General features: G+C 73.4%; 18 protein-coding genes. 13 read left to right on the top strand and 5 right to left on the bottom strand.

Annotated features, from left to right (window positions below):
- Positions 1–7 precede the first annotated feature (7 nt).
- The 9 genes from DI272_RS32655 to DI272_RS32615 all read left to right on the top strand — a co-directional run bounded on the left by DI272_RS32655 (position 8) and on the right by DI272_RS32615 (position 13,357).
- Positions 8–1,273, top strand: a complete 1,266-nt coding sequence (locus tag DI272_RS32655; protein WP_109498763.1) for a 6-phospho-beta-glucosidase — start codon at positions 8–10, stop codon at positions 1,271–1,273.
- On the top strand, positions 1,264–2,235 hold the full coding sequence (locus tag DI272_RS32650) for an N-acetylglucosamine kinase (RefSeq protein ID WP_109498762.1): 972 nt from the start codon (positions 1,264–1,266) through the stop codon (positions 2,233–2,235). The genes DI272_RS32655 and DI272_RS32650 overlap by 10 nt, the downstream gene beginning before the upstream one ends.
- A gap of 292 nt (positions 2,236–2,527) precedes the next feature.
- Complete coding sequence (locus DI272_RS32645) at positions 2,528–3,949, top strand: hypothetical protein (RefSeq protein WP_109501172.1); 1,422 nt, start codon at positions 2,528–2,530, stop codon at positions 3,947–3,949.
- A gap of 14 nt (positions 3,950–3,963) precedes the next feature.
- The gene (locus DI272_RS32640) at positions 3,964–5,028 is read left to right on the top strand and encodes a glutamate ABC transporter substrate-binding protein (RefSeq protein WP_109501171.1); all 1,065 of its coding nucleotides are present in this window, start codon (positions 3,964–3,966) and stop codon (positions 5,026–5,028) included.
- 76 nt (positions 5,029–5,104) lie between these two features.
- Positions 5,105–6,439 (top strand): hypothetical protein, encoded by a 1,335-nt coding sequence (locus DI272_RS32635; protein WP_109498761.1) that lies wholly within the window; start codon positions 5,105–5,107, stop codon positions 6,437–6,439.
- Positions 6,436–8,979, top strand: coding sequence for a serine/threonine-protein kinase (locus DI272_RS32630; RefSeq protein ID WP_109498760.1), 2,544 nt, complete (start codon positions 6,436–6,438; stop codon positions 8,977–8,979). Before DI272_RS32635 ends, DI272_RS32630 begins: the two co-directional genes overlap by 4 nt.
- A complete protein-coding gene (locus DI272_RS32625; protein WP_181387385.1) occupies positions 8,980–10,275 on the top strand; it encodes a PP2C family serine/threonine-protein phosphatase in 1,296 nt (431 codons plus the stop codon).
- 101 nt (positions 10,276–10,376) lie between these two features.
- Positions 10,377–11,723, top strand: a complete 1,347-nt coding sequence (locus DI272_RS32620) for a VWA domain-containing protein (protein ID WP_109498758.1) — start codon at positions 10,377–10,379, stop codon at positions 11,721–11,723.
- Positions 11,724–11,761: 38 nt separating this feature from the next.
- Positions 11,762–13,357 (top strand): FHA domain-containing protein, encoded by a 1,596-nt coding sequence (locus DI272_RS32615; protein WP_109498757.1) that lies wholly within the window; start codon positions 11,762–11,764, stop codon positions 13,355–13,357.
- Positions 13,358–13,366: 9 nt separating this feature from the next.
- Here the strand turns inward: DI272_RS32615 and DI272_RS32610 are convergent, their stop codons facing one another.
- Positions 13,367–14,356 carry a methyltransferase domain-containing protein gene (locus DI272_RS32610; protein ID WP_109498756.1) on the bottom strand — a complete coding sequence of 330 codons (990 nt, stop codon included), beginning with the start codon at positions 14,354–14,356 and terminating at the stop codon, positions 13,367–13,369.
- Positions 14,357–14,425: 69 nt separating this feature from the next.
- On the opposite strand from DI272_RS32610, the gene DI272_RS32605 reads away from it, so the two are divergent.
- The 4 genes from DI272_RS32605 (at position 14,426) to DI272_RS32590 (ending at position 22,403) form a co-directional block, all read left to right on the top strand.
- A complete protein-coding gene (locus DI272_RS32605) occupies positions 14,426–14,830 on the top strand; it encodes a globin (protein WP_109498755.1) in 405 nt (134 codons plus the stop codon).
- A gap of 189 nt (positions 14,831–15,019) precedes the next feature.
- Positions 15,020–18,277, top strand: coding sequence for an ABC transporter permease (locus DI272_RS32600; protein WP_109498754.1), 3,258 nt, complete (start codon positions 15,020–15,022; stop codon positions 18,275–18,277).
- A 111-nt stretch (positions 18,278–18,388) separates the two neighbouring features.
- Positions 18,389–21,097 carry an FtsX-like permease family protein gene (locus DI272_RS32595; RefSeq protein ID WP_109498753.1) on the top strand — a complete coding sequence of 903 codons (2,709 nt, stop codon included), beginning with the start codon at positions 18,389–18,391 and terminating at the stop codon, positions 21,095–21,097.
- A gap of 349 nt (positions 21,098–21,446) precedes the next feature.
- Positions 21,447–22,403 (top strand): ABC transporter ATP-binding protein, encoded by a 957-nt coding sequence (locus tag DI272_RS32590; protein ID WP_109498752.1) that lies wholly within the window; start codon positions 21,447–21,449, stop codon positions 22,401–22,403.
- 16 nt (positions 22,404–22,419) lie between these two features.
- On the opposite strand, the gene DI272_RS32585 is transcribed toward DI272_RS32590, so the two are convergent.
- From DI272_RS32585 to DI272_RS32570, 4 genes are all read right to left on the bottom strand, one after another.
- Positions 22,420–23,088 (bottom strand): hypothetical protein, encoded by a 669-nt coding sequence (locus tag DI272_RS32585; RefSeq protein WP_109498751.1) that lies wholly within the window; start codon positions 23,086–23,088, stop codon positions 22,420–22,422.
- On the bottom strand, positions 23,085–23,498 hold the full coding sequence (locus tag DI272_RS32580) for a thioesterase family protein (protein ID WP_109498750.1): 414 nt from the start codon (positions 23,496–23,498) through the stop codon (positions 23,085–23,087). Before DI272_RS32580 ends, DI272_RS32585 begins: the two co-directional genes overlap by 4 nt.
- A 6-nt stretch (positions 23,499–23,504) precedes the next feature.
- Positions 23,505–25,169: an energy-dependent translational throttle protein EttA gene (ettA, locus tag DI272_RS32575; protein ID WP_109498749.1), complete on the bottom strand. Its 1,665-nt coding sequence runs from the start codon at positions 25,167–25,169 to the stop codon at positions 23,505–23,507.
- A gap of 159 nt (positions 25,170–25,328) precedes the next feature.
- The gene (locus tag DI272_RS32570) at positions 25,329–26,750 is read right to left on the bottom strand and encodes a Cys-Gln thioester bond-forming surface protein (RefSeq protein ID WP_109498748.1); all 1,422 of its coding nucleotides are present in this window, start codon (positions 26,748–26,750) and stop codon (positions 25,329–25,331) included.
- Positions 26,751–26,994 lie beyond the last annotated feature (244 nt).

The raw sequence follows: 26,994 nt of genomic DNA, 5'->3' as shown, positions 1-26,994 counted from the left end.
CCCCGACATGAAACTCACCGTGGTAGGCGGCGGTTCGACCTACACGCCCGAACTCATCGACGGCTTCGCCCGCTTGCGGGACACGCTGCCCGTCGAGGACCTCGTCCTGGTGGACCCGTCCGCCGAACGCCTGGACCTGGTGGGCGGCCTGGCCCGCCGCATCTTCGCCAGGCAGCGGCACGACGGCCGCATCACCACCACCTCCGACCTGGACGCGGCCGTGGAAGGCGCCGACGCGGTCCTGCTCCAGCTCCGCGTCGGCGGCCAGGCGGCCCGCGAACAGGACGAGACCTGGCCCCTGGAGTGCGGCTGCGTGGGCCAGGAGACGACCGGCGCGGGCGGCCTCGCCAAGGCCCTCCGCACCGTACCCGTCGTCCTCGACATCGCCGAACGGGTCCGCCGCGCCAACCCCGACGCCTGGCTGATCGACTTCACCAACCCGGTGGGCATCGTCACCCGCGCCCTCCTCCAGGCCGGCCACAAGGCGGTCGGCCTGTGCAACGTGGCGATCGGCTTCCAGCGCAAGTTCGCCGCCCTGCTGGACGTCAACCCGTCCGAGGTGCACCTGGACCACGTGGGTCTCAACCACCTCACCTGGGAGACGGCGGTACGCCTGGGCGGCCCCGAGGGCCGCGACGTCCTGCCCGACCTCCTCGCCCGGCACGGCGAGGCGATAGCGCAGGACCTCCACCTCCCCCGCCCCCTCCTGGACCGCCTGAACGCCATCCCCTCCTACTACCTGCGCTACTTCTACGCCCACGACGAGGTCGTGCGAGAACTGCGCACCAAACCCTCCCGGGCGGCCGAAGTGGCGGCCATGGAGAGCCAGTTGCTGAGTCTCTACGCCGACCCGGCCCTGGACGAGAAGCCGGCGCTCCTCTCCCGGCGCGGCGGCGCGTACTACTCGGAGGCGGCCGTGGACCTGGCGGCGGCCCTGCTCACCGGTGCGGGAAGCCCGTACCAGGTGGTGAACACCCTCAACAACGGCACGCTCCCCTTCCTCCCCGACGACGCGGTCATCGAGGTCCAGGCGGCGGTCGGCCGCAAGGGCGCGACCCCCCTTCCCGTCCCGCCCCTGGACCCCCTCTACGCGGGCCTGGTCGCCAACGTCACGGCCTACGAACACCTCGCCCTGGAGGCGGCCCTGCACGGCGGCCGGGACCGGGTCCTCAAGGCCCTTCTCTCCCACCCCCTGATCGCCCAGTACGAGTACGCCGACCACCTCACCGACCGACTCGTCGCACACAACCGGGAGCACCTCGCGTGGGCCTGACCGCACGTGTCCTCGCCGTGGACGCGGGCAACAGCAAGACGGACGTCGCCGTCCTCGCCGCCGACGGAAGGGTCCTGGCCACGGCACGGGGAGGAGGCTTCCGCCCGCACGCGACGGGCGTCGGGGCGGCGCTGGACACCGTGGCGGAAGCGGTGACCGCGGCCTTCACCGCAGCCGGGGTCACGACGGCGGACCACACGTCGGCGTGCCTGGCCAACGCGGACTTCCCCTTCGAGGAGGAACAACTGGCCGCGGCCCTCCGAGCCCGCGGCTGGTCCGCCACCGTCACGGTCCGCAACGACGCCTTCGCCATCCTCCGCGCCGGCACCACCGAGCCCCGCGGCGTGGCCGTGGTCTGCGGCGCCGGCATCAACTGCGTCGGCATGCGCCCCGACGGCCGGACCGCCCGCTTCCCGGCCGTCGGCCGCATCTCCGGCGACTGGGGCGGCGGCTGGGGCCTGGCGGAGGAGGCCCTGTGGCACGCGGCACGGGCGGAGGACGGCCGGGGCGAACCCACCGACCTCGCCCGCACGCTGCCCGCCCACTTCGGCCTGCCGTCCATGTACGCCCTGATAGAGGCCCTGCACCGAGAACGCATCCGTCTCTCCCGCCGCCACGAACTGACCCCGGTCCTCTTCACCACGGCAGCCACCGGCGACCCCGTCGCCCGCGCCCTGGTGGACCGCCTGGCCGAGGAGGTGACGACCATGGCCACGGTGGCCCTGACCCGCCTGGACCTCCTGGCGGAGGAGACCCCGGTCCTCCTGGGCGGCGGCGTCCTGGCGGCCCGCCACCCCCAACTGGACACCGGCATACGGGACCTGCTGGCGTCCCGCGCCCCCAAGGCCGTACCGCAGGTCGTCACGGCAAGCCCGGTGCTGGGCGCGGCGCTGCTGGGCCTGGACGACGTGGAAGCCCCCGCGACGGCCCAGGCACGGGCACGGGAGCACTACGAGCCCTGACTGCGCCCCCTCCGCCATGTGCCCCGCATCCCTCCCCAGCCCGTACGAACCGGCAACCGGGAACCGAACAGATTCCCCTCGCGTGTGAATGGGCAGGGGGTGTGCGGGGCGCTGCGTCGTGCCGGAATTCCGGCATGCACGCTGCGATCCGATCAAGATCCAGTGAAGGCCGGTGCGCATTGTCGGTCCCGGCAGCGATACTTGCGGCGACGGATGACCATGGGGGAGGTCAACAGTGACACACCCGCCGAAAAGCAGCGCGGCACCACCACCGAACCTCGGCATGCCCACGATGCCGGCCGTACCACCACAGGCAGGGCCCCAGGCGCACGGCAACGGCACCCCCACCCCGGCCGCCACCGCCGCCCCCGCCCCGCAGGAACCCCGCCGCACCGCGTTCGCCGAGGGCGTCGACCGCCTGCGGCACGCGGCCACCACCGAACCCGGCCGGCTGCGCATCATCGGCGCCTTCCTCGCCGCCCTGGTCATCGCGTTCGGCGCCGTCACGGCCTGGCAGACGACCGAGCGCGCGGCAGCCGCCGACGACGTGCTCAACAAGAGCCAGCCGCTCAGCAGCGCCGCCGCCGACATCTACCGCAGCCTCGCCGACGCCAACACCGCGGCCTCCAGCGGCTTCCTCGCCGGCGGCCAGGAGACGGCGGCCTCCCGCGACCGCTACGAACAGGACATCGACAAGGCGGCGGCCGGTCTGGTCAAGGCCGCGGCCAACTCCGACCCCGACTCCCCGGCCGCGGCGACGGTCGGAAAGCTCAACCGGCTGCTGCCCGAGTACAAGGGCCTGGTGGAGCGCGCCCGCACCTACAACCGCCAGGGCTTCCCGGTCGGCGGCGCGTATCTGCGCTACGCCAACGAGAAGATGCAGCAGGACATGCTCCCCGCGGCGGAGGACCTGTACAAGAAGGAGAACCAGCGGCTGCGCGCCGACTACGACGACGCGACGCCGTACCCGTGGGCGGCGATAGCCCTCGGCGTCCTCGCCCTCGCCGCCCTCGCCTGGGCCCAGCACCGCAACTACCGGCGCACCAACCGGGTCATGAACCACGGCCTGGTGGCGGCGACGGCCACCGCGACCGTCGTCCTGCTGTGGCTCGTAGTCGGCCACACCGTCGCCCGCGCGGGTCTGAACGACTCCTACGACCACGGCGTCCGCTCCCTCAACGTCCTGCACGACGCCCGCATCGCCTCCCTCAAGGCGCGGGGCAACGAGAACCTCACGCTCGTCGCCCGCGGCGCCGAGACGGTGACGGTCAAGGACGCCGACGGCGTGGAACAGACGCTGGACGCGTACGACCACGACTTCCAGAAGGACATGCAGACCCTCGGCGCGGGCCTGACCGAGGCGGCGAAGCTCGCCGACGACAGCTCCGGCGAGAAGCCGGTCACCGCGGCCGAGGGCAACATGACGGAGTGGAAGAAGCGCCACACCGCGGCCCGCGCCGAGGACGACAACGGCAACTACGAGGCGGCGCTGAACCGGGTCATCGGCCCCGAGAACGCGACGGGCGAGTGCTTCGACAGCGTCGACGACAACCTCGCCAAGGCGCTGGCGCACGAGGAGGCCGAGTTCGAGCAGGCGGCCGGTGACGGCCTGGACGCGATGACCGGCCTGCCCGTGGGCGCGGCCGTGCTCGCCGTACTGGGCGCGGCCGGCGCGATCCTGGGCATCGGCCGCAGGCTGTCGGAGTACCGGTGAAAGGGGGCGTGACGATGACCGTGCGACGGATACGGGCCGGTCTGAAGGGCTGGGGCGGCGTGGCCGCGATGGCGGTGGTCTGCGCCCTCGCGCTGGCCTTCGTGCTGCTGCTGCCGCTGACGCAGTCGAAGGGCGCCGACGCCGACGGCACCGGCGGCCCCGGCGTGGCCCACGGCAGCCAGGCGCGGGCCGAGGACGACCCCTGCCAGGACCCGCAGATCGCGAAGGCGCCGGAGAAGCAGACGCTGGCCCCGTCGAGCGCGGACGGCGACACCATCCGGAAGATCAAGGACCGGGTGGGCGACAAGCGCAAGCTGGTCGTCGGCGTGGACCAGAACAGCTACCGCTGGGGCTACCGCAACCCCAACGCCGGCACCAGCGGCGAGCTGGAGGGCTTCGACATCGACCTGGTGCACCGGATCGCCGACGAGATCCTCGGCGACCCGAACGCGGTGCTGTTCAAGGCGATCCCCACCAACCAGCGCATCCCGGCACTCCGGGAGGGGCGGGTCGACATGGTGGTGCGCACGATGACCATCAACTGCACCCGCCTCGGCCAAGTCGCGTTCTCCGCTCCGTACTTCAAGACCGGCCAGCAGGTCCTCGCCCCCAAGTCCGCGCCGATCACCGGGTACGACGACACCCTCGCCGGCAAGAAGATCTGCACGGCGGAGGGTTCGACGGCGTACACCAAGCTGGACGAGGACAAGAAGAAGAACGCGCTGCCCGAGAGCACCGACATCTCCACCACCGTCCCCAACCAGCTCGACTGCCTCGTACGCCTCCAACTCGGCGAGGTGGACGCCGTGGTGACCGACGGCGCCCTCGCCGCGAGCCAGGCGGCCCAGGACCCGACGGTGCAGCTGAAGGGCGATCCGTTCACGACCGAGTACTACGGCGTGGCGATGAACCTTAAGGCCGACGATCTGGTACGCCGGGTCAACCAGATCCTGGCGGACTACCGCAAGGACACCGCCAACGGCTGGCAGGCGTCGTACGACAAGTGGCTGTCGGCGACACTGGACAAGGACTCCACGAAGTCGGAGCCGCCCGCCCCGGAGTACCTCCGCACGAGCTGACACGGAACGCACGGACACAGGCACCCCGAACGGCGAGCACACCCCCAACAACCAGACCAGCAGCGAGAGGTGATCGATGGGCGTCACGGGACCCCCCGGGCCGGTGATGGACCGGGACGAGGTGGACCGTGCGCTGGCGCGGCTCGGCGCGGAGTACGAGGCGATCGAGACCTCGCTCCTCGCCCTTCAGGACCACTCCGGCCGCAGGCTCCTCGAAGGCGCCTCGCTCACGGGTGTCACCAAGGAGCGCTGGACGGCCGCGGAGGCGTCGATCACCCTGCTGTGGGCGTACTTCGACGCGTACACGGACGCGTTGCGCACCGCCCGCGAGATCCGGTCGCGGCGCCGCTGGTCCAGCCGTGAGGACCTGGTGGAGCTGACGGAGCTGCTGCGCGGCGAGTCGGTGACGGTGGCCGGCAGCACCACGGCCACCGCCAACGCCCCGACCCTGCACGGCGGTTCGGGCAAGCTCAGCGAGCAGTTCAGCCTCGCCACGCTCGTCGACCGGATGAACGAGCTGTACGCGTCCTCGCTCGACATGGTGGTGGCCGCGGACGCGGTGTGGTCGGCGCTGCCCGCGCGGATAGATTTACTGGCCGCGGAACTCCAGCGCACCCGCAAGCTGGCGCACTCGGTGGGCGTCCGCCCCGGCGAGCACCCGGCGGGCGACGACCTGGAGCGCATCACGCGCACGCTGACGCACCTGCGCGAGCAGGTGGTCTCCGATCCGCTCGCCTACTGGAACCCCACCCCGGGCAGCTCGGCACCGGGCGGCGGTCGGCCCGACACCACGGTCTACGACCGTGAGGCGCGCGCCCTGGAGGACGTGCGCCGGGAGATCGACGCGGTGCTGACGGTCCGCCAGGACGCCGAGCAGCGGCTGGTCCGACTCCGTGACGTGCTCTCCCGCGCGGACCGCACCCTCGCCGAGGCCCGCACCGCGCGCGGCGAGGTGCTGGCGAAGATCGCGGCCACGGAGGTGCCGGTGGTCAGCGGGCCGCCGACCGTGCTGCAGGAGCAGCTGGCGACGGCCGCCGAGTACCGCAGACAGGCCCAGTGGCACCGGCTGTCCCCGCTCCTGGAGTCCCTGGAGCAGAAGGCGGAGGAAGAACTGCTGCGCGCCCGCGAGTCGTTGACCGCGGTCACCCAGCCACTGGCGGTCCGCGCGGAGCTGCGCGGCCGCCTCGACGCGTACAAGGCGAAGGTCGCCCGGCACGGCCTCGCCGAGGACCCGTTCCTGATCGAGCGGTACGACGCGGCGCGCCGCATGCTGTGGAGCGCGCCCTGCGATCTGCGCGTCGCCGAACAGGCCGTGCTGCGCTACCAGCACGCGGCCGCCGAACTGCTGCGCGCCCCGCGCGTGCCGGAGCAGGGCGGGCCAGAGGACCGTAGGGGGGAGGCCCAGTCATGAGTCAGGCAGCACAGCGGACCTGTCAGCGGCCAGGCTGCGGCGGGACGTACGAGGACGTGGGCGGCGGCGAGCTGTACTGCGACACCTGCGGTCTCGCTCCGGTCGTGTCGGCCACCGGCATGGTGGGGGCCTCGCCGACCGGGGTCACGGGCGGCGGCAAGGGCTCGGGCAGCGCGGGCTCACGCTCCAGCAGCCGCAGCACCTCGCGCAGCACGTCGCAGTCGTCGAAGTCCCGGCGGTCGGTGTCGGGCCGCCTGTCGCGCTCCCTGTCGGGCCGGTCGACGGGCCGCTCGGTGTCGGTGCGCAGCTCGGGCTCCAGCACCGGGGCGAGCGCCCGCGGCCGGCTGGGCGCCGGGCTGGTCGAGGTGCCGGGCGTGCCGCGTCCCGACCCGCGCGCGATGGTGCTGGAGAACCCGGAGGTCCCCGAGCGCAAGCGGTTCTGCTCCCGCTCGGACTGCGGGGCGCCGGTGGGCCGGGCGCGCGGCGACCGGCCGGGGCGCACGGAGGGCTTCTGCACCAAGTGCGGCAACCCGTACTCGTTCGTCCCGAAGCTGGCGTCCGGTGACATCGTGCACGGTCAGTACGAGGTCGTGGGCTGCCTGGCGCACGGCGGCCTCGGCTGGGTGTACCTCGCCGTCGACCGGGCCGTCTCGGACCGCTGGGTGGTCCTCAAGGGCCTGCTGGACACCGGGGACCAGGACGCGATGGCCGCCGCGATCTCCGAGCGGCGTTTCCTGGCGGAGATCGAGCACGCCAACATCGTGCGGATCTACAACTTCGTGGAGCACCTCGACCAGCGGACGGGTTCGCTGGACGGGTACATCGTCATGGAGTACGTGGGCGGCAAGTCCCTCAAGGAGATCGCCAACGGCCGCCGCACCCCGGACGGCAAGCGCGATCCGCTCCCTGTCGAGCAGGCCTGCGCGTACGGCATCGAGGCGCTGGAGGCGCTCGGCCACCTGCACAGCCGCAACCTCCTGTACTGCGACTTCAAGGTCGACAACGCCATCCAGACCGAGGACCAGCTCAAGCTGATCGACATGGGCGCGGTCCGCAGGATGGACGACGACGAGTCGGCCATCTACGGCACGGTCGGCTACCAGGCGCCGGAGGTCGCGGAGGTCGGCCCGTCGGTGGCGTCCGACCTGTACACAGTCGGCCGCACCCTGGCGGTCCTCACCTTCGACTTCCAGGGCTACACGAACGTCTTCGTGGACTCCCTGCCCGACCCCGACAACATCGAGGTCTTCCGCCAGTACGAGTCCTTCTACCGGCTCCTGGTCCGCGCCACCGACCCCGACCCGGCCCGCCGGTTCGCCTCCGCGCAGGAGATGGCGGAGCAGCTGACGGGGGTGCTGCGCGAGGTCGTGTCCTTGCAGACCGGCCGCGCGCGCCCCGCCCTGTCGACGCTGTTCGGGCCGGAACTGCGGGTGCCGGACACGGAGTTGTTCCCGAAGCTGGACGGGGAGGTCTCGCGGCTGGGGGCGCGGGTGGTCGTGCCGCGCCGCCGTTCCGCCGCGCCGGCCGCCGCTGCCGTCCCCGCTCCTTCCCCGCTGGCCCCGGTCGGTGCGGCCGTCCCGACGCCGGTGGGCGCCGCGGCGCTGGTCAAGTCGGTCGCGACGCCCGCCGCGGCGCTGGCCCTGCCCGTTCCGCGGGTCGACCCGTCCGACCCCAACGCAGGTTTCCTCGCCGGGCTCATGGCCACGGCCGCGGCGGAGCTGCTCGGGGCGCTGGCGGCCGCGCCGGCGCCGTCCGTCGAGACACGGCTGCGGCAGATCCGGGCGTGGCTGGAGAACGGCGACGCGCACACCGCGCTGGAGGCGCTGACGCGGGTGGAGAACGAGCGGCCCGACGACTGGCGGGTGGTCTGGTACCGCGGGGTCGCCGCCCTGGTGACCGGGGATCACGAGGCCGCCGCGCTCGCCTTCGACGCCGTCTACGACGCCTTCCCGGGCGAGCCCGCGCCGAAGCTGGCGCTCGGGCTGTGCGCGGAGGTGCTGGGCCAGCTCGACAACGCCGCCGAGTACTACCGGCTGGTCTGGTCGACCGACCCCAGCTATGTCAGCGCCGCCTTCGGGCTCGCCCGGGTGCAGCTCGCGGCGGGCGACCGCGGCAGTGCCGTACGGACGCTGGAGTCGGTCCCGGAGAGCTCCATCCACTACACCGCCGCCCGGGTGGCCGCCGTACGGGCGCGGCTGCGTCAACGCACGGCCGCCGCCGGTGACGTACCGTTCCTTGACGACCTGACCGCCGCCGCGGGGCAGGTCGAGGCGCTCGACGCGTACGGACTGGATCCGGCGCGCCGGGAGCAGCTGTCCGCCGAAGTCCTCGGCTGTGCGCTGGACTGGGTACTCTCCGGTGGCCAGGGCGCCGACCCGGCGGCCCGCCGGGTGCTGCTCGGCAGCGAGCTGGACGAGCGGGGACTCCGCTTCGGACTGGAGCGTTCGTACCGCACGCTGGCCCGGCTCGCGCGGGGCGGCGAGGAGAGGATCGACCTGGTGGAACGTGCCAACCGTTACCGCCCCCGGACGTGGGTGTAGTTGATGTCGCAGATGCCCCAGCAGGCCGCCCTGACGAACTGCCCGAGCTGCGAGGAGCCGCTCGAGTCGGGTGACCGCTTCTGCGGTGCGTGCGGATACGACCTGTCCGCCGTACCGGCACGCCCGGACGACCAGCCGACCCTGGCCGTGAACGGCTCGGCGCCGGTGTCACCTCCCGCCGAGGGGGGCCCGTGGCCGGTCGGCCAGGAGCCCGCGGGCACCGCCTCCGGCGAGCACGCTCCGGTGCCGCCGCCCCCGAGCGGCTCCCCCGTCTCCCCGGCCTCCGGGGTGCGCTTCGACCGGCCGTCGGAGCCGGACGAGTACCCGCTCCAGGCGCCGGACCCGCGGGTGGCCGCCGAGGCGCCCGCCCCGGCGGAGGGCGCCAAGGTGTGTGTGGCCTGCCGCGCGGGCCATGTCGACCACGACGGCTACTGCGAGAACTGCGGGCACGCCCAGCCGCGCGAGCGCGACCACATGGAGCAGGAGTGCGGCCCGATCGCGGCCGTCAGCGACCGCGGCCTGCGCCACCACCGCAACGAGGACGCCTTCGCCGTCGGCACCGCCGCCCTGCCCGACGGTTCGCCCGCGTCCGTGGCGATCGTCTGCGACGGCGTCTCCTCGGCGACCCGCCCCGACGACGCATCCCTCGCCGCGTCCCGGGCGGCGAGCGAGTCGCTGCTGGCCGCCCTGGAGCGCGGCGCCCACCCGCAGCAGGCGATGCACGACGCGATCGTCGCCGCCTCCCAGGCTGTCAACGCCCTGGCCGCCGAACCGCAGACGGCCCGCGAGCACGCCCCGCACCAGAACGCCCCGGCCTGCACGATCGTCGGCGCCGTGGTCACGTCCGGGCTGCTGACTGTCGGCTGGGTCGGCGACAGCCGCGCCTACTGGGTGCCGGTGGACCGCTCCTCCCTGCCGGCCCGGCTCACCGAGGACGACTCGTGGGCCGCGCAGATGGTCGCCGCGGGCCTGATGAACGAGGCGGAGGCGTACGCCGACGAGCGCGCCCACGCGATCACCGGCTGGCTCGGCGCGGACGCCTACGAACTGGAGCCGCACACCGCTTCCTTCAAGCCGGACCGGCCGGGTGTGGTGGTGGTGTGCACCGACGGACTGTGGAACTACGCGGAGGGCGCGCAGGAGATGGCCGAGGCCGTCCCGCTCGACGCCGCCGTACGCCCCCTGCACGGCGCCCAGGTCCTGGTCGGTCACGCCCTGGACGGCGGCGGCCACGACAACGTAACAGTGGCTCTCGTGCCGTTCCCCGCCCCGTCTCAGGGGGCAGGATCGGCCTGAGGCCGATTCGTACGGGGACGCCTCACGGACCGGAGGGGACCGGTCCGCACACAGCCGTATGCCCTGCCACCGCGGGGTTTTCAAGGGGGATTCGATCAGGCATGGCCAATTTCTCGAAGTCCAATGTGCCGCAGTTCTCGGTGGACGTGTACCAGAACGAGTACCTGCCGGAGGGCGGCCGCGAGGTCAACGCGATCGTGACGGTGTCCGCGACCGGCGGCGGCACCATCGGCAGCGCGGTCGCGGCGCCGCACCTCTACACACCGGGTCACGGACCGGACGCGGCCGTGGCGATCATGGTCGACTGCTCCGGGTCGATGGACTACCCGCCGACCAAGATGCGCAACGCCCGGGACGCCACGGCCGCCGCCGTCGACACCCTGCGCGACGGGGTGCACTTCGCGGTGATCGGCGGCACCCATGTGGCCAAGGAGGTGTACCCGGGCGGCGGGCGGCTCGCGGTGGCCGACGCCACCACCCGCGACCAGGCCAAGCAGGCCCTGCGCAAGCTCAGCGCGGGCGGCGGCACCGCCATCGGCACCTGGCTGCGGCTCGCCGACCGGCTGCTGTCCTCGGCGGACGTCGCCATCCGGCACGGCATCCTGCTCACCGACGGCCGCAATGAACACGAGTCACCGGAGGACCTCAAGGCGGCCCTCGACTCCTGCGCCGGACGTTTCACCTGTGACGCGCGGGGCGTGGGCACCGACTGGGAAGTGAAAGAAGTCACAGGCATCGCCTCCGCGCTGCTCGGCACCGCGGACATCGTCGCCGACCCGGCCGGTCTCGCCGCCGACTTCACGCAGATGATGGAGACGGCGATGGGCAAGGAGGTCGCGGACGTCTCGCTGCGGGTGTGGACGCCGGTCGGCACCACCATCAGGTTCGTCAAGCAGGTCGCGCCCACCGTCGAGGAGTTGACCGACCGCCGCACCGAAGCCGGCCCGCGTGCCGGGGACTACCCCACCGGCTCCTGGGGAGACGAGTCCCGTGACTACCACGTCTGCGTGGAGGTGCCGGCCGCCCACCTCGGCCAGGAGATGCTGGCCGCCCGGGTCTCCCTCGTCATCCCCCAACCCGACGGCACCGCACAGAACTTGGGCGCCCAGGGGCTGGTACGGGCGGTGTGGACCGACGACATGGTCGCCTCGACGTCGATCAACCCCCAGGTCGCCCACTACACCGGCCAGGCCGAACTGGCACAAGTCATCCAGCAAGGGCTCGATCTGCGCAAAGCGGGCGATATGGATGGAGCAACCGCCAAACTGGGCCGGGCCGTTCAGCTCGCAAGCGCTTCCGGGAACGCCGATACTGCGAAACTGCTTGCGAAGGTGGTGGACGTGGTCGATGCCGCGACAGGTACTGTGCGATTGAAGGCGAAGGTCGAGGAGGCGGACGAGATGACTCTCGAGACGCGGTCCACAAAGACTGTTCGTGTAAAGAAGTGACCTAGAGGTCTCCTTATGTGAGAGGGGGAAGCGCCGACATGCCGACCTGCCCGAACGGACACCAGTCGGGTTCCGACGACTGGTGCGAGGTCTGCGGTCACCGCATGGCCGGTGCCGTGCCTCCGCCCCCTCCCCCGCCGCCCCCGGGTGGCGGCTACGGCTTCCCGCCGCCCCCGCCGGGCGCCGGCGGCCAGCCCGGACGCTCCCACCTGTCCGCGGTGCCGGACCCCGAGCCGGAGCTCTGCCCGCAGTGCCGCACGCCCCGCGAGGGCGGTGCGCCGTTCTGCGAGGAGTGCCGGTGGAACTTCCTGACGAACACGGCGACCTCGTACACCCCGGCCGCCCCGCGCCCGCCGGCCCCCGGCCCGGGCGTGCGCTTCCAGGGCCCGCCGCCGGGTGCGTCGTACGGCGCCGGTGACTCGTACGAGTACCAGGGCTCCCGTCCGTCCCAGATGAACCGTCCCGCCGAGCCGATCCCGCCCTTCGGCAGCGAGCCCCCGGGCCCGGCCGGTCCGGGTGGTCCCGGCGGTGCCGGTGGCCCGGGCGGACCTGGCGGCTTCGGCGGTCCCGGAAGCCCGGGTGGCCAGGGCGGCCAGGGCGGCCCCCACGGCCCCGGCAGCGGTTCCGGCGGACCGGGCGGCCCCGGTGCGTTCGGCGGTCCCGGAGGCCCCGGAGGTCCCGGCGGCCCCAATGGTCCGGGTGGCCCCGGCGGTCCCGGTGGCCCCAACGGTCCCGGCGGTTACGGCACGCAGGGCGGGCCCGGCGGGCCGAACGGCCCCGGTGGCTTCGGTACGCAGGGCGGCCCCAACGGCCCCGGTGGTCCCGGTGGTCCCGGCAACCCCAACGGCCCCGGTGGCTTCGGCGGCCCGGGCGGCCCCGGTGGCCCCTCCCCCTTCGGCAGCGACCCGTCCCGCCCCGTCCCGCCCCCGCCCGGCCCCACGCCGCCCGCGGGCCCCGGCGGACCCGGCGGTCCCGGTGGTCCCGGTGGCGCTCCCTCGGCCTTCTCGCCGTCCGGACCCTCCGCCCCGCCCGCCTTCCCGCAGGAGACGAACCGCCCGCAGCCCGGCGGCCCCTCCTTCGGCGGCGGCGAGGACGACTGGGTGATCTCCCCGCCGTCCGCCACCGGCCCCGGCGGTCCCGGTGGCGCCCCCGGCGGCTACGGCTACCCGCAGCCCGGCTCCACCCAGGCCCCGCCCGGCCCCGGCTTCCAGCAGCAGCCCGCCGGACCGGCGACCTGGACGGCGACCATCGGTCCGGACCGCGAGTACTTCATGGCGATGATGCAGCGCTCCGGCCCGGAGGCGGCCGGCCTCAACCTGCCCGCGTACTCGCCCGAGCAGCAGCGCACGCTCACCGGCAACCAGGTCACCATCGGCCGCCGCCGGCACTCCACCGGTGACACCCCGGACATCGACCTGTCGGTGCCGCCGGAGGACCCGGGCGTCTCGCACCAGCACGCGGTGCTGGTCCAGCAGCCCGACGGCTCCTGGGCGGTCGTCGACCAGAACTCGACGAACGGCACCACGGTCAACGGCGCGGAGGAGCCCATCCAGCCCTTCGTCCCGGTACCGCTCCAGGACGGCGACCGGGTGCACGTGGGCGCCTGGACGACGATCACCGTCCGCCGCGGCTGACGGTCCGGCTCAGGGCAGCCGGAGGGGCCACGCGTAAGGCCCCTCCGGATCGTCCAGCCAGGCCCACTCGTCCCCGCCGCTCACCGTGAGCCCGTACCGTCGGCGCTCCGGCCGTCCCTCCCGTTCCCAGAGCTGATACGCCTCCTGGGGGTCGAGGCTGCCCCGGCCGAGGTCGAGCAGGAACCGGAACAGCTCGTGCTCCCGCGCCTGCCGGGGCACCCCGCCGAGGTGCGCGGTCTCCGGCTCCGGCCGCCCCTCGCCCCGCAGCGGCACGAAGTAGGCGGGCGTGTGCAGGAAGCGCCCCTCGGCGTGCCCCGCGTCCCGGACCGTCAGCGCGACGAGGCCGTTGGCCAGCGGGGTCAGGATGCGGGCACCGGGAGTGCACTGGGCGAGCCAGACCGGCGGGACCGAGGCCAGGGCGCAGGTCGCGATGATCCGGTCGAAGGGGGCGCGCTCGGGCACCCCGCGGGCCCCGTCGCCGGTGACGACGACCGGGTGGTACCCGGCGGCGGCCAGATGCTGCCGGGCCGCCTCGGTGATCTCCGGCTCCAGGTCGACGGTGGTGACGAGGCCGTCGTCGCCGAGCCGGTGCGCGAGCAGCGCCGCGTTGTATCCCGTACCGGCGCCGATCTCCAGGACTCTGTCGCCGTCCTCGACCTCCAGCGCGGTCAGCATCATCGCCATGAGGGAGGGCTGGCTGCTGGAGGAGACCAGCTCGCCGTCGCGCAGCCGGGTGGCCAGCGGGGCGTCGGCGTAGGCGCCGCGCAGCCAGCGTTCCCGGGCGCGGGCGTCGGGGCTCTCGCCCCAGCGCCGCTCGTAACCGCCCATGACGCCGACGTAGTAGTACGGCACGAACAGATGCCGCGGTACGGCCGCGAAGGCGTCCCGCCACACCGGGTCGGCCGCCCAGGCCCCGCTCGCGTCGATCTGCCCCACCAGCGCGGCCCGCGCCTCGGCGGCCAGTTCTTCCAGGTCCTCGGAGAGAGCGTGCGCACCCATACCTCCACTGTCCTGCGGAAGGGTCCTAAGCCCCAAGTCCTGGTTCCCCTCGTCTGAGACGATGGACGGGTGAAAGAGATTCGGCGCGGCACGCTTCAGACGGAGACCTTCTACGAGCAGGTCGGTGGGGAGGAGACCTTCCGCCGCCTCGTCCGACGTTTCTACGAGGGCGTGGCCGAGGACCCGCTCCTGAAGCCCATGTACCCGGAGGAGGACCTGGGCCCGGCCGAGGAGCGGCTGACGCTGTTCCTCATCCAGTACTGGGGCGGTCCGACGACGTACAGCGAGAACCGCGGCCACCCCCGGCTGCGGATGCGGCACGCCCCGTTCCAGGTGGACCGGGCGGCGCACGACGCCTGGCTGAAGCACATGCGGGTGGCCGTGGACGAACTCGGCCTGTCCGAGGAGCACGAGCACACGCTGTGGAACTACCTGACGTACGCGGCGGCGTCGATGGTGAACACGGAGGGTTGATCCCGCCGGGGGCGCACTGAGTCCCGAATTCCGGTCGTACGACGTCGATTTCCGATCACGATCCGGTCAAGTCCGGCGCACAACCGCTTACCGGCCCTCGCCCCCCTCTGACAGCATCGCCCGGAGGTCTGGACAACACGACGGGGCCTGGCGGGGCGCGGTGGGGCACGACGGGGGTCGGGTGACGCGGTGACGGGGTACGGGGGGTTCGCGAGGTTCGTCCTCCAGCGGGCGCGGGCACACCGCCCGCTGCTCGCCGCCGCGCTGCTGACCGTGCTGCTCACCACGGCGGTCCTCGCGACGCTCACGGCGTACTCGGGCGCGATCGGCGACGCCGCCCTGCGGCACTCGCTCACGGACTCCCGCAACGCCGCCGACGCCGCCCTGGTCGTCAAGGCCGACGTCCCGGCCGCGTCCCGCACGGCCGCCGACACCGCCGTACGCAAAGGCGCGCAGCGGACCTTCGACGGGCTGCCGGTGACCGTGCGGACGCTGCTGAGGTCGGGCCCGTACGCGCTGCCCCGCTCGCTCCGCCCGGCCGCCGAGCGGTCCGGCGACCCGGATCTCACCCACTTCGCCGCGCTGGACGCGTCGCAGGTGCGGATCACGGACGGCAGGGCACCGTCGGCCGCGACCGAGGCGGCGCTGCCGCAGAACGCGGCCCGGCTGCTGAAACTGGCGCCCGGCGCCCGCCTCACCCTCGTCGACCGCCTCGGCGGCCCGAAGGTGCGGGTCGAGATCGTCGGCCTCTACCGCCCCGTCCGCGCGGACGCCCCGTACTGGCAGCTCCTGGACGATCTGCACGGCCGCGGCGTCAACAAGCTCGACTTCACCACCTACGGCCCCCTCCTCGCCGCCCCCGACACCCTGACCGGCGGCAAGGTCAGCGCCGGGCCGTCGGCATGGCTGGCCACCGCCGACTTCTCGGCCCTGACGACCGCCCGGATCGGCGCCCTGCGCGACGCGGCCCGCGACGGCAGCGCGGCGCTGCGCGGCGAGGCGGCGCTCAGCGGCACCACGGCCGCCCACACCGACCTGCCCGCGGTCCTCGACCGCGTCGACCGCTCCCTGCTCGTCTCGCGCTCCACCCTGCTGATCGTCGCGCTGCAACTGGCGCTCCTCGCGGGCTGCGCGCTGCTGCTGGTGGCCCGGCTGCTGAGCGCCGAACGGGCGGGCGAGACCCGGCTGCTGCGGGCGCGCGGCGCCTCCCGGCCGCGGGTCGCGGGGCTGGCCGCGCTGGAGGCGCTGCTGCTCGCGGTGCCCGCGGTGGCGTGCGCGCCGCTGCTGGCGGGGCCGCTGACCCGGCTGCTGGCCGGGCAGGGCGCGCTGGCCCGGATCGGACTCGAACTGCACGTGCCGGCGACCGGCCGGTTCGGGGTGTGGCTGGTCGCGGCGGGTGTGGCGCTGGGGTGCGCGCTGGCGGTGACGCTGCCCGTGCTGACGTCGTCCTTCGCCACCGGCCGGGCCCGGGCGCTGCCCTCTGCGGTGCGCTCGGGCGCGGACCTGGGGCTGCTGGTGGTGGCCGGGGTGGCGTACTGGCAGCTGAGCCGGCAGACGACCGGCGCGGTGACCGACGGCATCCCCCACTCTCGGCTCCGCTCGAGCGGGGGGACCCCCATGGGCACCCTGGGCGTCGACCCGCTGCTGGTCGCCGCCCCCGCGCTGGCCCTGCTCGCCGGTACCATCCTCACCCTGCGGCTGCTGCCCCCGCTCGCCCGCCTCGCCGAACGCCGGGCCGCCGCCGGGCGGGGCCTCGCCGGGGCCCTCGCGGGCTGGCAGATCGGGCGCCGTCCGATGCGGGGCGCGGGCCCGGTGCTGCTGCTGGTGCTGGCCGTGGCGCTGGGCATGCTGGCGATCGCGCAGGGCGCCTCCTTCGACCGCTCCCAGGACGACCAGGCCGACTTCCGCGCGGGCGTCCCGGTGCGGGTGCTGGCCAACGGCGAGGACGGCCTCGGCCGCACCGACGAGTACGCCGCCGTCCGCCACGTCCGCGAGGCCGCTCCCGCCGCCCGCAGCGAACTGCCGCTGTCCGGCAACCGTTCGGCCACCGTGCTGGCCCTGGACACCGCGCACGCGGCGGACGCGGCCTTGCTGCGCCCGGACCTCGCCACGGAGCCGGTACGACCGCTGCTGGCCGGGCTCGGCCCGAAACGGCCGTCGGCCGGCGCGGCCGTCCCCGCGGGCGGCGCCCGGCTCCGGCTGACGGCGACCCTGCGGGGACCGGCGCCGGGCACGGCCGCCGACGCGACGGTCACCCTGGAGGACGGCCACGGCACCCCGTACCGGCTCCCGGCCGGCTCGCTCCCGGCCGACAACCGCCCGCACACACTGGAACTGACCGTCCCCGCGGCCACGTCGACGCTCACCGACGTACAGCTGGTGCTGCCGGTACCGCGCGGCCGGGCGGAGCAACACCGTTTCACCCTGGACGCGTTGACGTCCGTGACCGCCGAAGGCACCGAGCGGCGGCTGCCGTTGCCCGCCGCGTGGACGGCCCGCACGACCACCGACAACACCTCCGAACTCCCGGACCGCAGCAACGCCCCCGCCCCGCCGCGCGTGAGCGGTGCGGCCGTGGAGTACGGAACCGGTTACGTCCCGCGCGAGGACACCTGGACCCTGGCCTCGCTCACGGTCCGCCTCCAGGTCACGCAGCCCCCGGCAGCGCGGATCACCGCCGTCGCCACCGACAGCTTCCTCGACTCCGCGGGCGCCCGCACCGGGCAGCGCGTGGACGTGACGTTCGGCGGCCGGTCGCTGCCGGTGCGGATCGTCGCGGCGGTCCGGGCGCTGCCCACGACGGGGAGCGAGAGCGGCGGGGCGCTGCTGGTCGACCTGCGGTCCGTGAACCAGGTGCTGGAGAACAAGTACGGCGAGAGCGTCACGCCGACGGAGTGGTGGCTGGAGACGGACCGGCCGTCCGAGGTCGCCACGGCCCTGCGGGCCCGCCCGGACCTGGACCGCGCGCAGATCGTCGTGCGGGACGAGATCGCCGGTGAACTGCGTGACGACCCGTTCGGGGCGGGCCCGGAGGCGGCGTTCACGGCGGCGGCCGGGGTGGCGGCGGCGCTGGCCGCACTGGGCTTCGCGGTGAGCGCGACGGGGTCGCTGCGGGAGCGCGACACCGAGTTCGCCGTACTGCGCGCCCTGGGCGCCCCGCGCCGCCGGCTGGCCCGCACGATCGCCGTCGAGCAGGGCGTCCTGGTGACCCTGGCGCTGCTCGTGGGGGCGGCGCTCGGAACGGTGCTGGCCCGGGCGGTGATCCCGCTGGTCGTCCTGACCACCGACGCGACCCGCCCGGTACCGGAGGTGCTGGTGGAACTGCCCCTCGCTCGGGTGCTCGCCCTGCTGGCGGCGGTGGCGGCGACACCGCTGGCCGTCACGGCCGTACTCGCACTGCGCCGGGCGAACCCGCTGGTGACGTTGCGGGAACAGGGGGGCGAGTGACGTGACGGATGTGACGGTCGGGCCAGGCGCAAGTGACGTGACGGATGTGACGGTCGGGCCAGGCACGCGTGACGTGGCGGCCGTGACGGTCGCGCGAAGGGGGTGGATGCGGTGAAGTCGGCTGCCGTGGCCCCGTGGATTCGTACCCGGCTGCGCACCGCCCCCGGCGCGGCCCTCGCGCTCGCCCTGCTGGTGGCGCTGACCGCGTGCCTCGGCGCCGCCCTCCCCCGGGCCGTCGACCGGTCCGCGGACGCCGGTCTGCACCGGGCCGTGGAACAGGCGGGCGCCGACCGGACCTCGATCCTGCTGTACGCCCGCCCCGAGTACGGCATCGTCTCGGACCAGGACCTGCGCCCCGCCACCCTCGCCGCGCAGTACAAGAAGATCCTCGCCACGGTCGAGAAGCCCCTCGTCGTCGACCCCCGCCAGTCGACCTACGGCGTGCGCGGCTCCACCAATCTGGAGGTGCCGGACCCCTGGCTGCCGCGGCCGACCGGAACGCCCGCGCAGGTCGCCCTGGTCGCCCAGCAGGGCCTCGCCGACCACATCCGCTCGGTCGAGGGCCGGCTGCCGCGCGCTCCCGCCACGCCCGCGGACGCGATGACGCCGGAGGTGGAGGCCGCGGTCAGCGCGCGGACCGCCAAGTCCCTGCACATCAGGATCGGTTCCGTCATCCACGTCCCCGGCGAGTCCCGCGCCCCGCTGGCCGTCCGCGTCACGGGCATCGTCACCCCGCGCGAGCCGTCCGGCGCCTTCTGGTCGGCCCAGCCGCTCCTCCACGAACCCACCCTCGTCCGGATGCCCGGCCCGAGCTCGGACGCCGACAAGTACTGGCTCGGCGCCCTGCTGCTCGCCCCCGAGTCGGCACCCGCCATGGCGGGCACCCCGGCGGTCCCGTGGCGCTACTGGCAGCTGGCGCCCGCCATGGACGCCCTGCACGCCTACGACGTGGACCGCCTGAAGTCCTCCGTCGCCTCCCTGGAGTCCGGCCCCGCCCTCCAGCACGCCCGCACGGTCACGGGCGGCCTCACCGACACGTACACCGACCTCAGCGAGATCCTGACCGGCTACTCCGAACTGCGCGAGGGCGTAACCCCGTTGGTCGCCGTGGCAGCGTTCGGCGCCGGTACGGTCGCCGCGGTCGTCCTGCTCATGTCGGGCGGCCTCGCCGCCGACCGCCGCCGCACCGAACTGGCCCTGCTGCGCGCCCGCGGCGCGTCCCTGCGCGGCCTGGCCGGACGCCTCCTCGCCGAGACGGCCACGGTCGCCGTCCCGGCCGGCGCCCTCGGCCTGGCGGCGGCCCTGCTGGCGGTCCCCGAGGGCCGGACAGCGTACGCCGTCACGGCGGCCGCCACGGTCACGGCCGCGGCCTGCGCCGCGCTCCCGCTGCGCGCGGCGGCGGCCCACCGGACCGTACGGCTGCACACCGGCCGCGAGGACATCGCGGCGCTACGCCCCTCCCGGGGCCGCACGGTCGCGGAGCTGACCCTCCTCGCACTGGCCCTGGCGGCGGTGGAGACCCTGCGCCGAAGGGGCTCATCGGGCAATGAACTGGCTTATGTCGCACCGGCGTTGACGGGCGTGATCGCGGCCCTGGTGCTGGTCCGCCTGTACCCCTTCCCGCTGCGCGGCCTGGCCCGCCCCGCCGGCCGCCTGCGCGGCGCGGTCGCCCACCTCTCCCTGGCCCGCGCGGGCCGTACGTCCGCCTCCGCGGTCCTGCCCCTGCTGGCCCTGCTGACCGCCCTGACGACGGCCGCCTTCGGCGGCTCGGTCCTCACCGGCGTCGCCGAGGCACGTGACCGCGCGGCGCTCCTCGCGGTGGGCGCGGACGCCCGTGTCGACGCGGAGGGCCCGCTGCCCTCCGGACTGCCGGACCGGCTCCGCCGACAGCCGGGCGTCGACACGCTGACCGGGGTGAGCATCGCGTACCAGGCGAAGCCGACGGACGGCAGCCAGTCGGTCCCCCTGGTGGGCGTGGACCCGGACGGCTACGCGCAGTTGGCGACCCGGACGGGCCTGGGCCCCTATGACAAGGGCGAGTTGACGGGCGCCCGCCCCGGCGACGCGCTCCCGGCCCTGGCCTCCCCCTCGGTGGCGAAGACGTACGGCACCCGCCCCTTCCCCGTCCTGCTGGAGGACGGTACGACGACGATCACCGTCCGCATCACCCTCGTACGGGACCGGACCCCGGCCATCGACGGCGTGGACTTCCTGGTCGTGGACCGCGCGGGACTCGGCGCCACGGCGGCCCGCCCCACCGCACTGCTGCTGACGGGCGCCCACCTGTCCGGCGCGGACCTGAGCAGGGCCACCGGCAGGGCAGGGCAGGTCCGGACGGCGTCCGAGGAGCGGGCGCGCTATGTGAACTCCCCGCTTCAGTCGGGCGCGGAGGACATCTACACGGCGGCGGTGGTGGCAGGTTCCGGCTACGCGATCCTGGCCCTCCTCCTCTCCCTCCTGCGCGCCGCCCCCGAACGCACCGCCCTCCTGGCCCGCCTCCGCACGATGGGCCTCACCCGAACCCAGGGCCGCCGTCTGCTGATCCTGGAGTCACTGCCGCAGGCGGTCATGGCGGCGGCCGGGGGCGTCCTGACGGGCTGGGCGACGGTCCATCTCCTGTCCCCCGGCATCGATTTGACGACGATCGCCCTGGCGAAAGCGTCCCCCACGGGAGACGCGGAGCTGCGCACGTCCCCGTGGTCCCTGGCGCTCCCGGCCGCCGCGGTGGTGCTGGTGACGGTGGGGGTGGCGGGGGTGCAGGCGTGGTGGTCGGGCAGACAGGGCTCGGTGGCGGAGCTGCGGGCGGGGGATGCGCGGTGACGTGCTCCATGCGACTGCGGTCCGGCAACGCCCCAAGGGGGCGCGGGGAACTGCGCGACCAGCCGCAACGCCGCCGCACCCGCACGACGACACCCTCCGGCACCCCCAGCGGCGCGCTTCGCTGCGGGCAGTCGGGCCGCTGGGGCGGCACGGGTGGGCGATGGGGGTCCACCCGCTGGGGCGGCACGGGTGGGCGATGGGGGTCCACCCGCTGGGGCGGCACGGGTGGGCGATGGGGGTCCACCCGCTCGGGCGAAGCCGAGAGTGGGGGAGGCACCCCGCGAGCGCGGGCGAGCGAATCCCACCCCACAGCCATCCCCACCCAGGCCAGCAGCCAAGGAGGCCCCCGGTGACCACCAACCCCACCCTCGCCGATCTGACCACCAAGGCCGCCGCGGCCCGCAACACCCCCACCTACGGCCACGACGCCCTCATCACCTGCGACCGCCTCGTCCGCATCTTCACCACGGACGGCATAGAGGTCCAAGCCCTCCAGGGCCTGGACCTCCTCGTCCGCGAGGGCGAACTCATGGCCCTGGTCGGCGCCTCCGGCAGCGGCAAGTCCACCCTCATGAACATCCTCGCCGGCCTGGACACCCCCACCGCGGGCGCGGCCCGCGTCGCCGGTCACGACCTGCTCACCATGACCGCAAAGGACCGCCTGGCCTACCGCCGCAGAACCGTCGGCTTCGTCTGGCAGCAGACCTCCCGCAACCTGCTCCCCTACCTCACCGCGGCCCAGAACATCACGCTCCCGATGCAGCTGTCCGCCACCCGCGGCTCACGCAAGGCGAAATCCGAACGCGCCCTAGAGCTCCTGGAGTTGCTGGACGTGTCGGACTGCCGCGACCGCCACCCCCACCAGATGTCCGGCGGCCAGCAGCAACGCGTCGCGATAGCCGTCGCCCTCGCCAACGCCCCCGCGGTCCTCCTGGCCGACGAACCCACCGGCGAACTCGACTCCCAGACCGCGGAACAGATCTTCGCCGCGTTCCGCACCGCGAACGAGCAGCTCGGCACGACCATCGTGATCGTCACCCACGACCAGGCGGTCGCCGGCGAGGTCCGCCGCACGGTCGCCATCCGCGACGGCCGCACCTCCACGGAGGTCCTGCGCCGCAGCGAGGTCGACGCGACGACCGGCCACGAGACGGTCGTGGCCCGCGAGTACGCCATGCTCGACCGCGCCGGCCGTCTCCAGCTCCCCGCCGAGTACACCGAGGCCCTCGGCATGCGCGACCGCGTGGCCCTGGAACTGGAGCCGGACCACATCGGCGTATGGCCGGACGACAGCGACCACAGCTGACTTCACACCGGGGCACTCAGCGCACGCTGACGCCCAACGCCCCAAGCCCCGCCCGCCGCACGGCGATCGACCCGTACGGCGTACGAAGCCGCAGCCACGCTCCGCAGGACAGCAACGCCAACTCCCCGTCACCGCGCAGGAATCCGAGCGACTGCGCGGCATGCACGGCCCGCACCGGCAACTCGGTCTCCCCGACCGTCCGGGACCAGATCTCCCGCCCTACCCGGTCGAGTTCGGCACGGGTACGGCTCTCGGGCGCCAACTCCCCGACACGGGAGCGGAATTCGGCGACCCCGGCACCCACCATGCCCCGCAGGGCGGCAGGCTCGGGCAGCCCGGCGACGGCCTGCCATCCACCCCGCGGCGGCAGCACCCCGGCCCACGGCGGCCCGGTCACGGCGGCCGGCACCCCGGCGGTGGCGCCCGCCTCGTCGAGGGACTCCAGCAACTCCCCGGCCGACACGGTCACATCGAGCGTGACGTCGAGCCCGTGCTCATAGGGCTTGGCGAGCCGCACCGCCCGGATCGCCAGCACCTCGAAGGACGGCGGCCGCCCGAACACGGCGAGCGCGGTCCCGGCGGCCTGGAGCCGCACGGCGGCTCCGCGGTCGTAGTGGAGCAGGCGGGAGAGGAAGGCCGCGAGATCCGCCGCCTCCCCCTCGTCGGCGAGGTGGAGCACCGTCATGCGGCGACGGCCTCCTCCTCGTCGTCGTCCCGGTACCCCTCCAGGAACTCGCGTTCCTCGGCGGTGATCCGACGCGGCCGCTGGGCCTCGAAGTCGAACGGCACTATGACCGTCGAGGCCCGCACGTACACCAGGTCGTCGTCCTTCACCTCATAGGCGATGGTGAAGGACGCGGCCCTTATCTCCGTGACCCACAGCTCGATGACCACGGGCGTGTGCCGGTGGACGAGCTGCCGCTTGTAGTCGATCTCATGGCGCGCCACCACGGACCCCTGCTTGAAGTCCTTCTCCGGGCGGAACAGGAAGTCGATACGGGCTTCCTCCAGGTAGCGGAGGAAGACCACGTTGTTGACGTGGCCGTACGCGTCCATGTCCGCCCAGCGCAGCGGGCAGTGGTAGATGTGCCGCAAGACCGATCAGCCCCGGGTCAGCTTCTTGTAGGTGGCGCGGTGCGGACGCGCGGCGTCCGGGCCGAGCCGCTCGATCTTGTTCTTCTCGTACGACTCGAAGTTGCCCTCGAACCAGAACCACTTGGAGTCACCCTCGTAGGCGAGGATGTGCGTGGCCACTCGGTCCAGGAACCACCGGTCGTGGGAGACGACCACGGCCGCGCCCGGGAACTCCAGCAGCGCGTTCTCCAGCGAGCCGAGGGTCTCGACGTCGAGATCGTTGGTCGGCTCGTCGAGGAGCAGCAGGTTGCCGCCCTGCTTGAGGGTGAGCGCGAGGTTGAGGCGGTTGCGCTCACCACCGGAGAGGACACCGGCCGGCTTCTGCTGGTCGGGACCCTTGAAGCCGAAGGCGGAGACGTAGGCCCGCGAGGGCATCTCGACCTGGCCCACGTTGATGTAGTCCAGCTCGTCGCTGACGACGGCCCACAGGGTCTTCTTCGGGTCGATGTTCTCGCGGCTCTGGTCGACGTACGAGATCTTGACGGTCTCGCCGACCTTGATGGAGCCGGAGTCCGGGGTCTCGATGCCCTGGATCATCTTGAAGAGCGTGGTCTTGCCGGCGCCGTTGGGGCCGATGACACCGACGATGCCGTTCCGAGGCAGGCTGAAGCTCAGATCATCGATGAGGAGCTTGTCACCGAAGCCCTTGCTGAGGTTGTTGACCTCGACGACGATGCTGCCCAGGCGCGGACCCGGCGGGATCTGGATCTCCTCGAAGTCCAGCTTCCGCATCTTGTCGGCCTCGGCGGCCATCTCCTCGTAGCGGGCGAGACGCGCCTTGGACTTGGCCTGCCGTCCCTTGGCGTTGGACCGCACCCACTCCAGCTCTTCCTTGAGCCGCTTGGCGCGCTTGGCGTCCTTCTGCCCCTCGACCTTGAGACGGGTCTGCTTGGTCTCCAGGTACTTGGAGTAGTTGCCCTCGTAGCCGTGCAGCCGGCCGCGGTCGACCTCGCAGATCCAGCCCGCGACGTTGTCCAGGAAGTACCGGTCGTGGGTGACGGCGACGATGGTGCCCTCGTACTTGGCGAGGTGCTGCTCCAGCCAGTTCACCGACTCGGCGTCGAGGTGGTTGGTGGGCTCGTCGAGGAGCAGCAGGTCGGGGGCCTCCAGCAGCAGCTTGCACAGCGCCACACGCCGCCGCTCACCACCGGAGAGGTTGGTGACGGCCCAGTCGCCGGGCGGGCAGCCCAGCGCGTCCATGGCCTGCTCCAGCTGGGCGTCGAGGTCCCACGCGTTGGCGTGGTCGAGCTCCTCCTGCAGCTTGCCCATCTCGTCGAGCAGCGCGTCGGAGTAATCAGTCGCCATGAGCTCGGCGATCTCATTGAACCGGTCGAGCTTGCCCTTGACCTCGGCGACACCCTCCTGGACGTTCTCCAGGACGGTCTTGTCCTCGCTGAGCGGCGGCTCCTGCAACAGGATGCCGACGGTGTACCCCGGCGACAGGAACGCGTCCCCGTTCGAGGGCTGCTCAAGCCCCGCCATGATCTTCAGAATGGTCGACTTGCCGGCACCGTTCGGGCCGACCACACCGATCTTCGCGCCGGGCAGGAAGTTCAGCGATACGTCGTCAAGGATGACCTTGTCGCCGATTGCCTTGCGCGTCTTGCGCATGGTGTAGATGTACTCAGCCAAGAGAAACCGTCCGGCAGCTTGAAATCTGGCAGTGGGCAGATACACCCCATCTTGCCGTACGTCCATCCCCGGACGGAAACCCGTATGTCAGCGCCCCCGCCCGCCCACCACACCCCGCGAGCATCCGGTCACGGGGCGTGAGGGGAGTTTCCGGGTCGCTCAGTCGCGGCCCGGTGTCTTCTTCCGCTGCACCAGCACCAGCGCCGTCCCGCCGATCACCACCAGCGCCACCGCGACGCCCGTGATCACCGGGGTCATGCTGGACGCGCCGGTCTCGGCGAGGTTGGTGCCGGTGGCGGTGCCGCCCACCGTGGCCGGGCTCGGTTCGCTGAGGGTCTGGGTGGAGTCGCCGGTCTCGTTGCCCTGGGTCTGGCAGTCGAGGACGCCGGTGAAGCGCTTCTCCAGGCCGCCGGGGCCGGTGATCGTGAAGTCGTATGCCTGGTCCTCCTGGAGCGGAACCGTCACCGTCCGGGACTCGCCCGCCGGGATGCTGTGCTCCAGGCCCATCAGCTCGAAGGTGAAGGGCTCGTCGCCCTCGTTGGCCGCGGTGATGTCGATGCCGCCCTCGGCGCAGTTCTTCGCCGCGGACAGGGCCGGTATCGCACCCTTGTCGGCCCAGGTCGCGCTCGCCGTCGCCGACACCGTCGACTCGCTGGACCCGGCCAGGATCTGCGTCTGGCTCCTGCTCTCGGAGGTGAAGGCGCGGCCCACCGGCACGGTCGTGGAGGCCTGCACGGCCAGCTCGGCCGAGCCCGCCGGCGCGTCCTCGGGGATGTCGAAGAAGAGCTGGCTGCCGTTCTTGGCGGAGGTGACGTCCATGCCGTTCTTGCCGACGATCCGCACCCCGCTGGTGACGGCGTCCGCCGGCGGCGTGACCGTCACGCTGTCCGCGTCGGTGTGCACCGTCACCGGGCCGAGCAGCCCGCCGGAGCGGCCGGAGACCGCGGCCGGCGAGAGCGTCAGCGAGGCCTGCGGCTCCGCCAGCGGGCGGGCACTGTCGTACAGGTAGTCGGCGAGCTTCTCGGCCTGCGGGTCGGCGGCGTCGACGTCGGCGCCGTCCGAGTAGCGCCAGATGGCCACCTGCGTGCCGGCCGCCGCGTCCTGCTCGGTGAGGCCCCGCACGCCCGCCTTCGCGGCGAGCGCCGCGAGGTCGTTCACCTGCGGGTAGGAGTTCTGCAGGATCCAGCGGATCTTGCCGGCGTCCTTGTTGGCCCCGAGCGAGGTGCCGCTCCAGGGCGTCTCGTGGTACTTGGCGTCCCGCTGGGTGGGGTTGTAGAGGTCGACGCAGTACGTCTGGAGCATGCCGCCGCCCTCGACGGACATCTCGAACAGGCCCGCCGAGACCTCCAGGTCGCCGGAGTCGTCGTGTATGACGGCCGTGCCGTAGGTCTTCAGGCCACCTATGGTGGCGGTCGCCCCGCCCTGGATCTGCGCGGCCTCGTCACCGGCGGCGGCCGTACCGGCACCGGCCAGGACGCCGGCCGCGACCAGCCCGGACAGCAGCGTCCCGGCGACGAGCCGGGCCGCCCCTCGTCCGCGTGCCGACCGCCGCGTCCTGGGCGCAGAGAGCGAAGAAAACACAGAATTCCCCTTCAGGCAGGACCCGTTGACATGGGGGGAACGGTCCCACCAGCAGAATCAGAAGCCCCGAGAGCCACGTTCGGCATCCTAAGGAAGCGCCGCACCGCGGTTCCCGGGGATGCGGTCGCAGGGCCGATCCGACTCGGAATCGTTATCGCCAAGATCACCCGCGAGCAGGGCTTATCGACAAATCCACCAGGGTCGTTCAGGGCGCATTCGCCGATAAGCCGCAGTTCGGTACGGC

Source organism: Streptomyces sp. Act143 (assembly GCF_003143935.1).
Lineage (GTDB): Bacteria > Actinomycetota > Actinomycetes > Streptomycetales > Streptomycetaceae > Streptomyces.
Note: the sequence above shows the minus strand (reverse complement) of the source record. Positions and strands in the feature narration are given on the sequence as shown.

Excerpts from the sequence above, each read along its gene's own strand:
- DI272_RS32655 (WP_109498763.1), top strand. The coding sequence starts at position 8 with ATGAAACTCACCGTGGTAGGCGGCGGTTCGACCTACACGCCCGAACTC.
- DI272_RS32645 (WP_109501172.1), top strand. The coding sequence starts at position 2,528 with ATGCCGGCCGTACCACCACAGGCAGGGCCCCAGGCGCACGGCAACGGC.
- DI272_RS32640 (WP_109501171.1), top strand. The coding sequence starts at position 3,964 with ATGACCGTGCGACGGATACGGGCCGGTCTGAAGGGCTGGGGCGGCGTG.
- DI272_RS32635 (WP_109498761.1), top strand. The coding sequence starts at position 5,105 with ATGGGCGTCACGGGACCCCCCGGGCCGGTGATGGACCGGGACGAGGTG.
- DI272_RS32630 (WP_109498760.1), top strand. The coding sequence starts at position 6,436 with ATGAGTCAGGCAGCACAGCGGACCTGTCAGCGGCCAGGCTGCGGCGGG.
- DI272_RS32620 (WP_109498758.1), top strand. The coding sequence starts at position 10,377 with ATGGCCAATTTCTCGAAGTCCAATGTGCCGCAGTTCTCGGTGGACGTG.
- DI272_RS32615 (WP_109498757.1), top strand. The coding sequence starts at position 11,762 with ATGCCGACCTGCCCGAACGGACACCAGTCGGGTTCCGACGACTGGTGC.
- DI272_RS32610 (WP_109498756.1), bottom strand. The coding sequence starts at position 14,356 with ATGGGTGCGCACGCTCTCTCCGAGGACCTGGAAGAACTGGCCGCCGAG.
- DI272_RS32585 (WP_109498751.1), bottom strand. The coding sequence starts at position 23,088 with ATGACGGTGCTCCACCTCGCCGACGAGGGGGAGGCGGCGGATCTCGCG.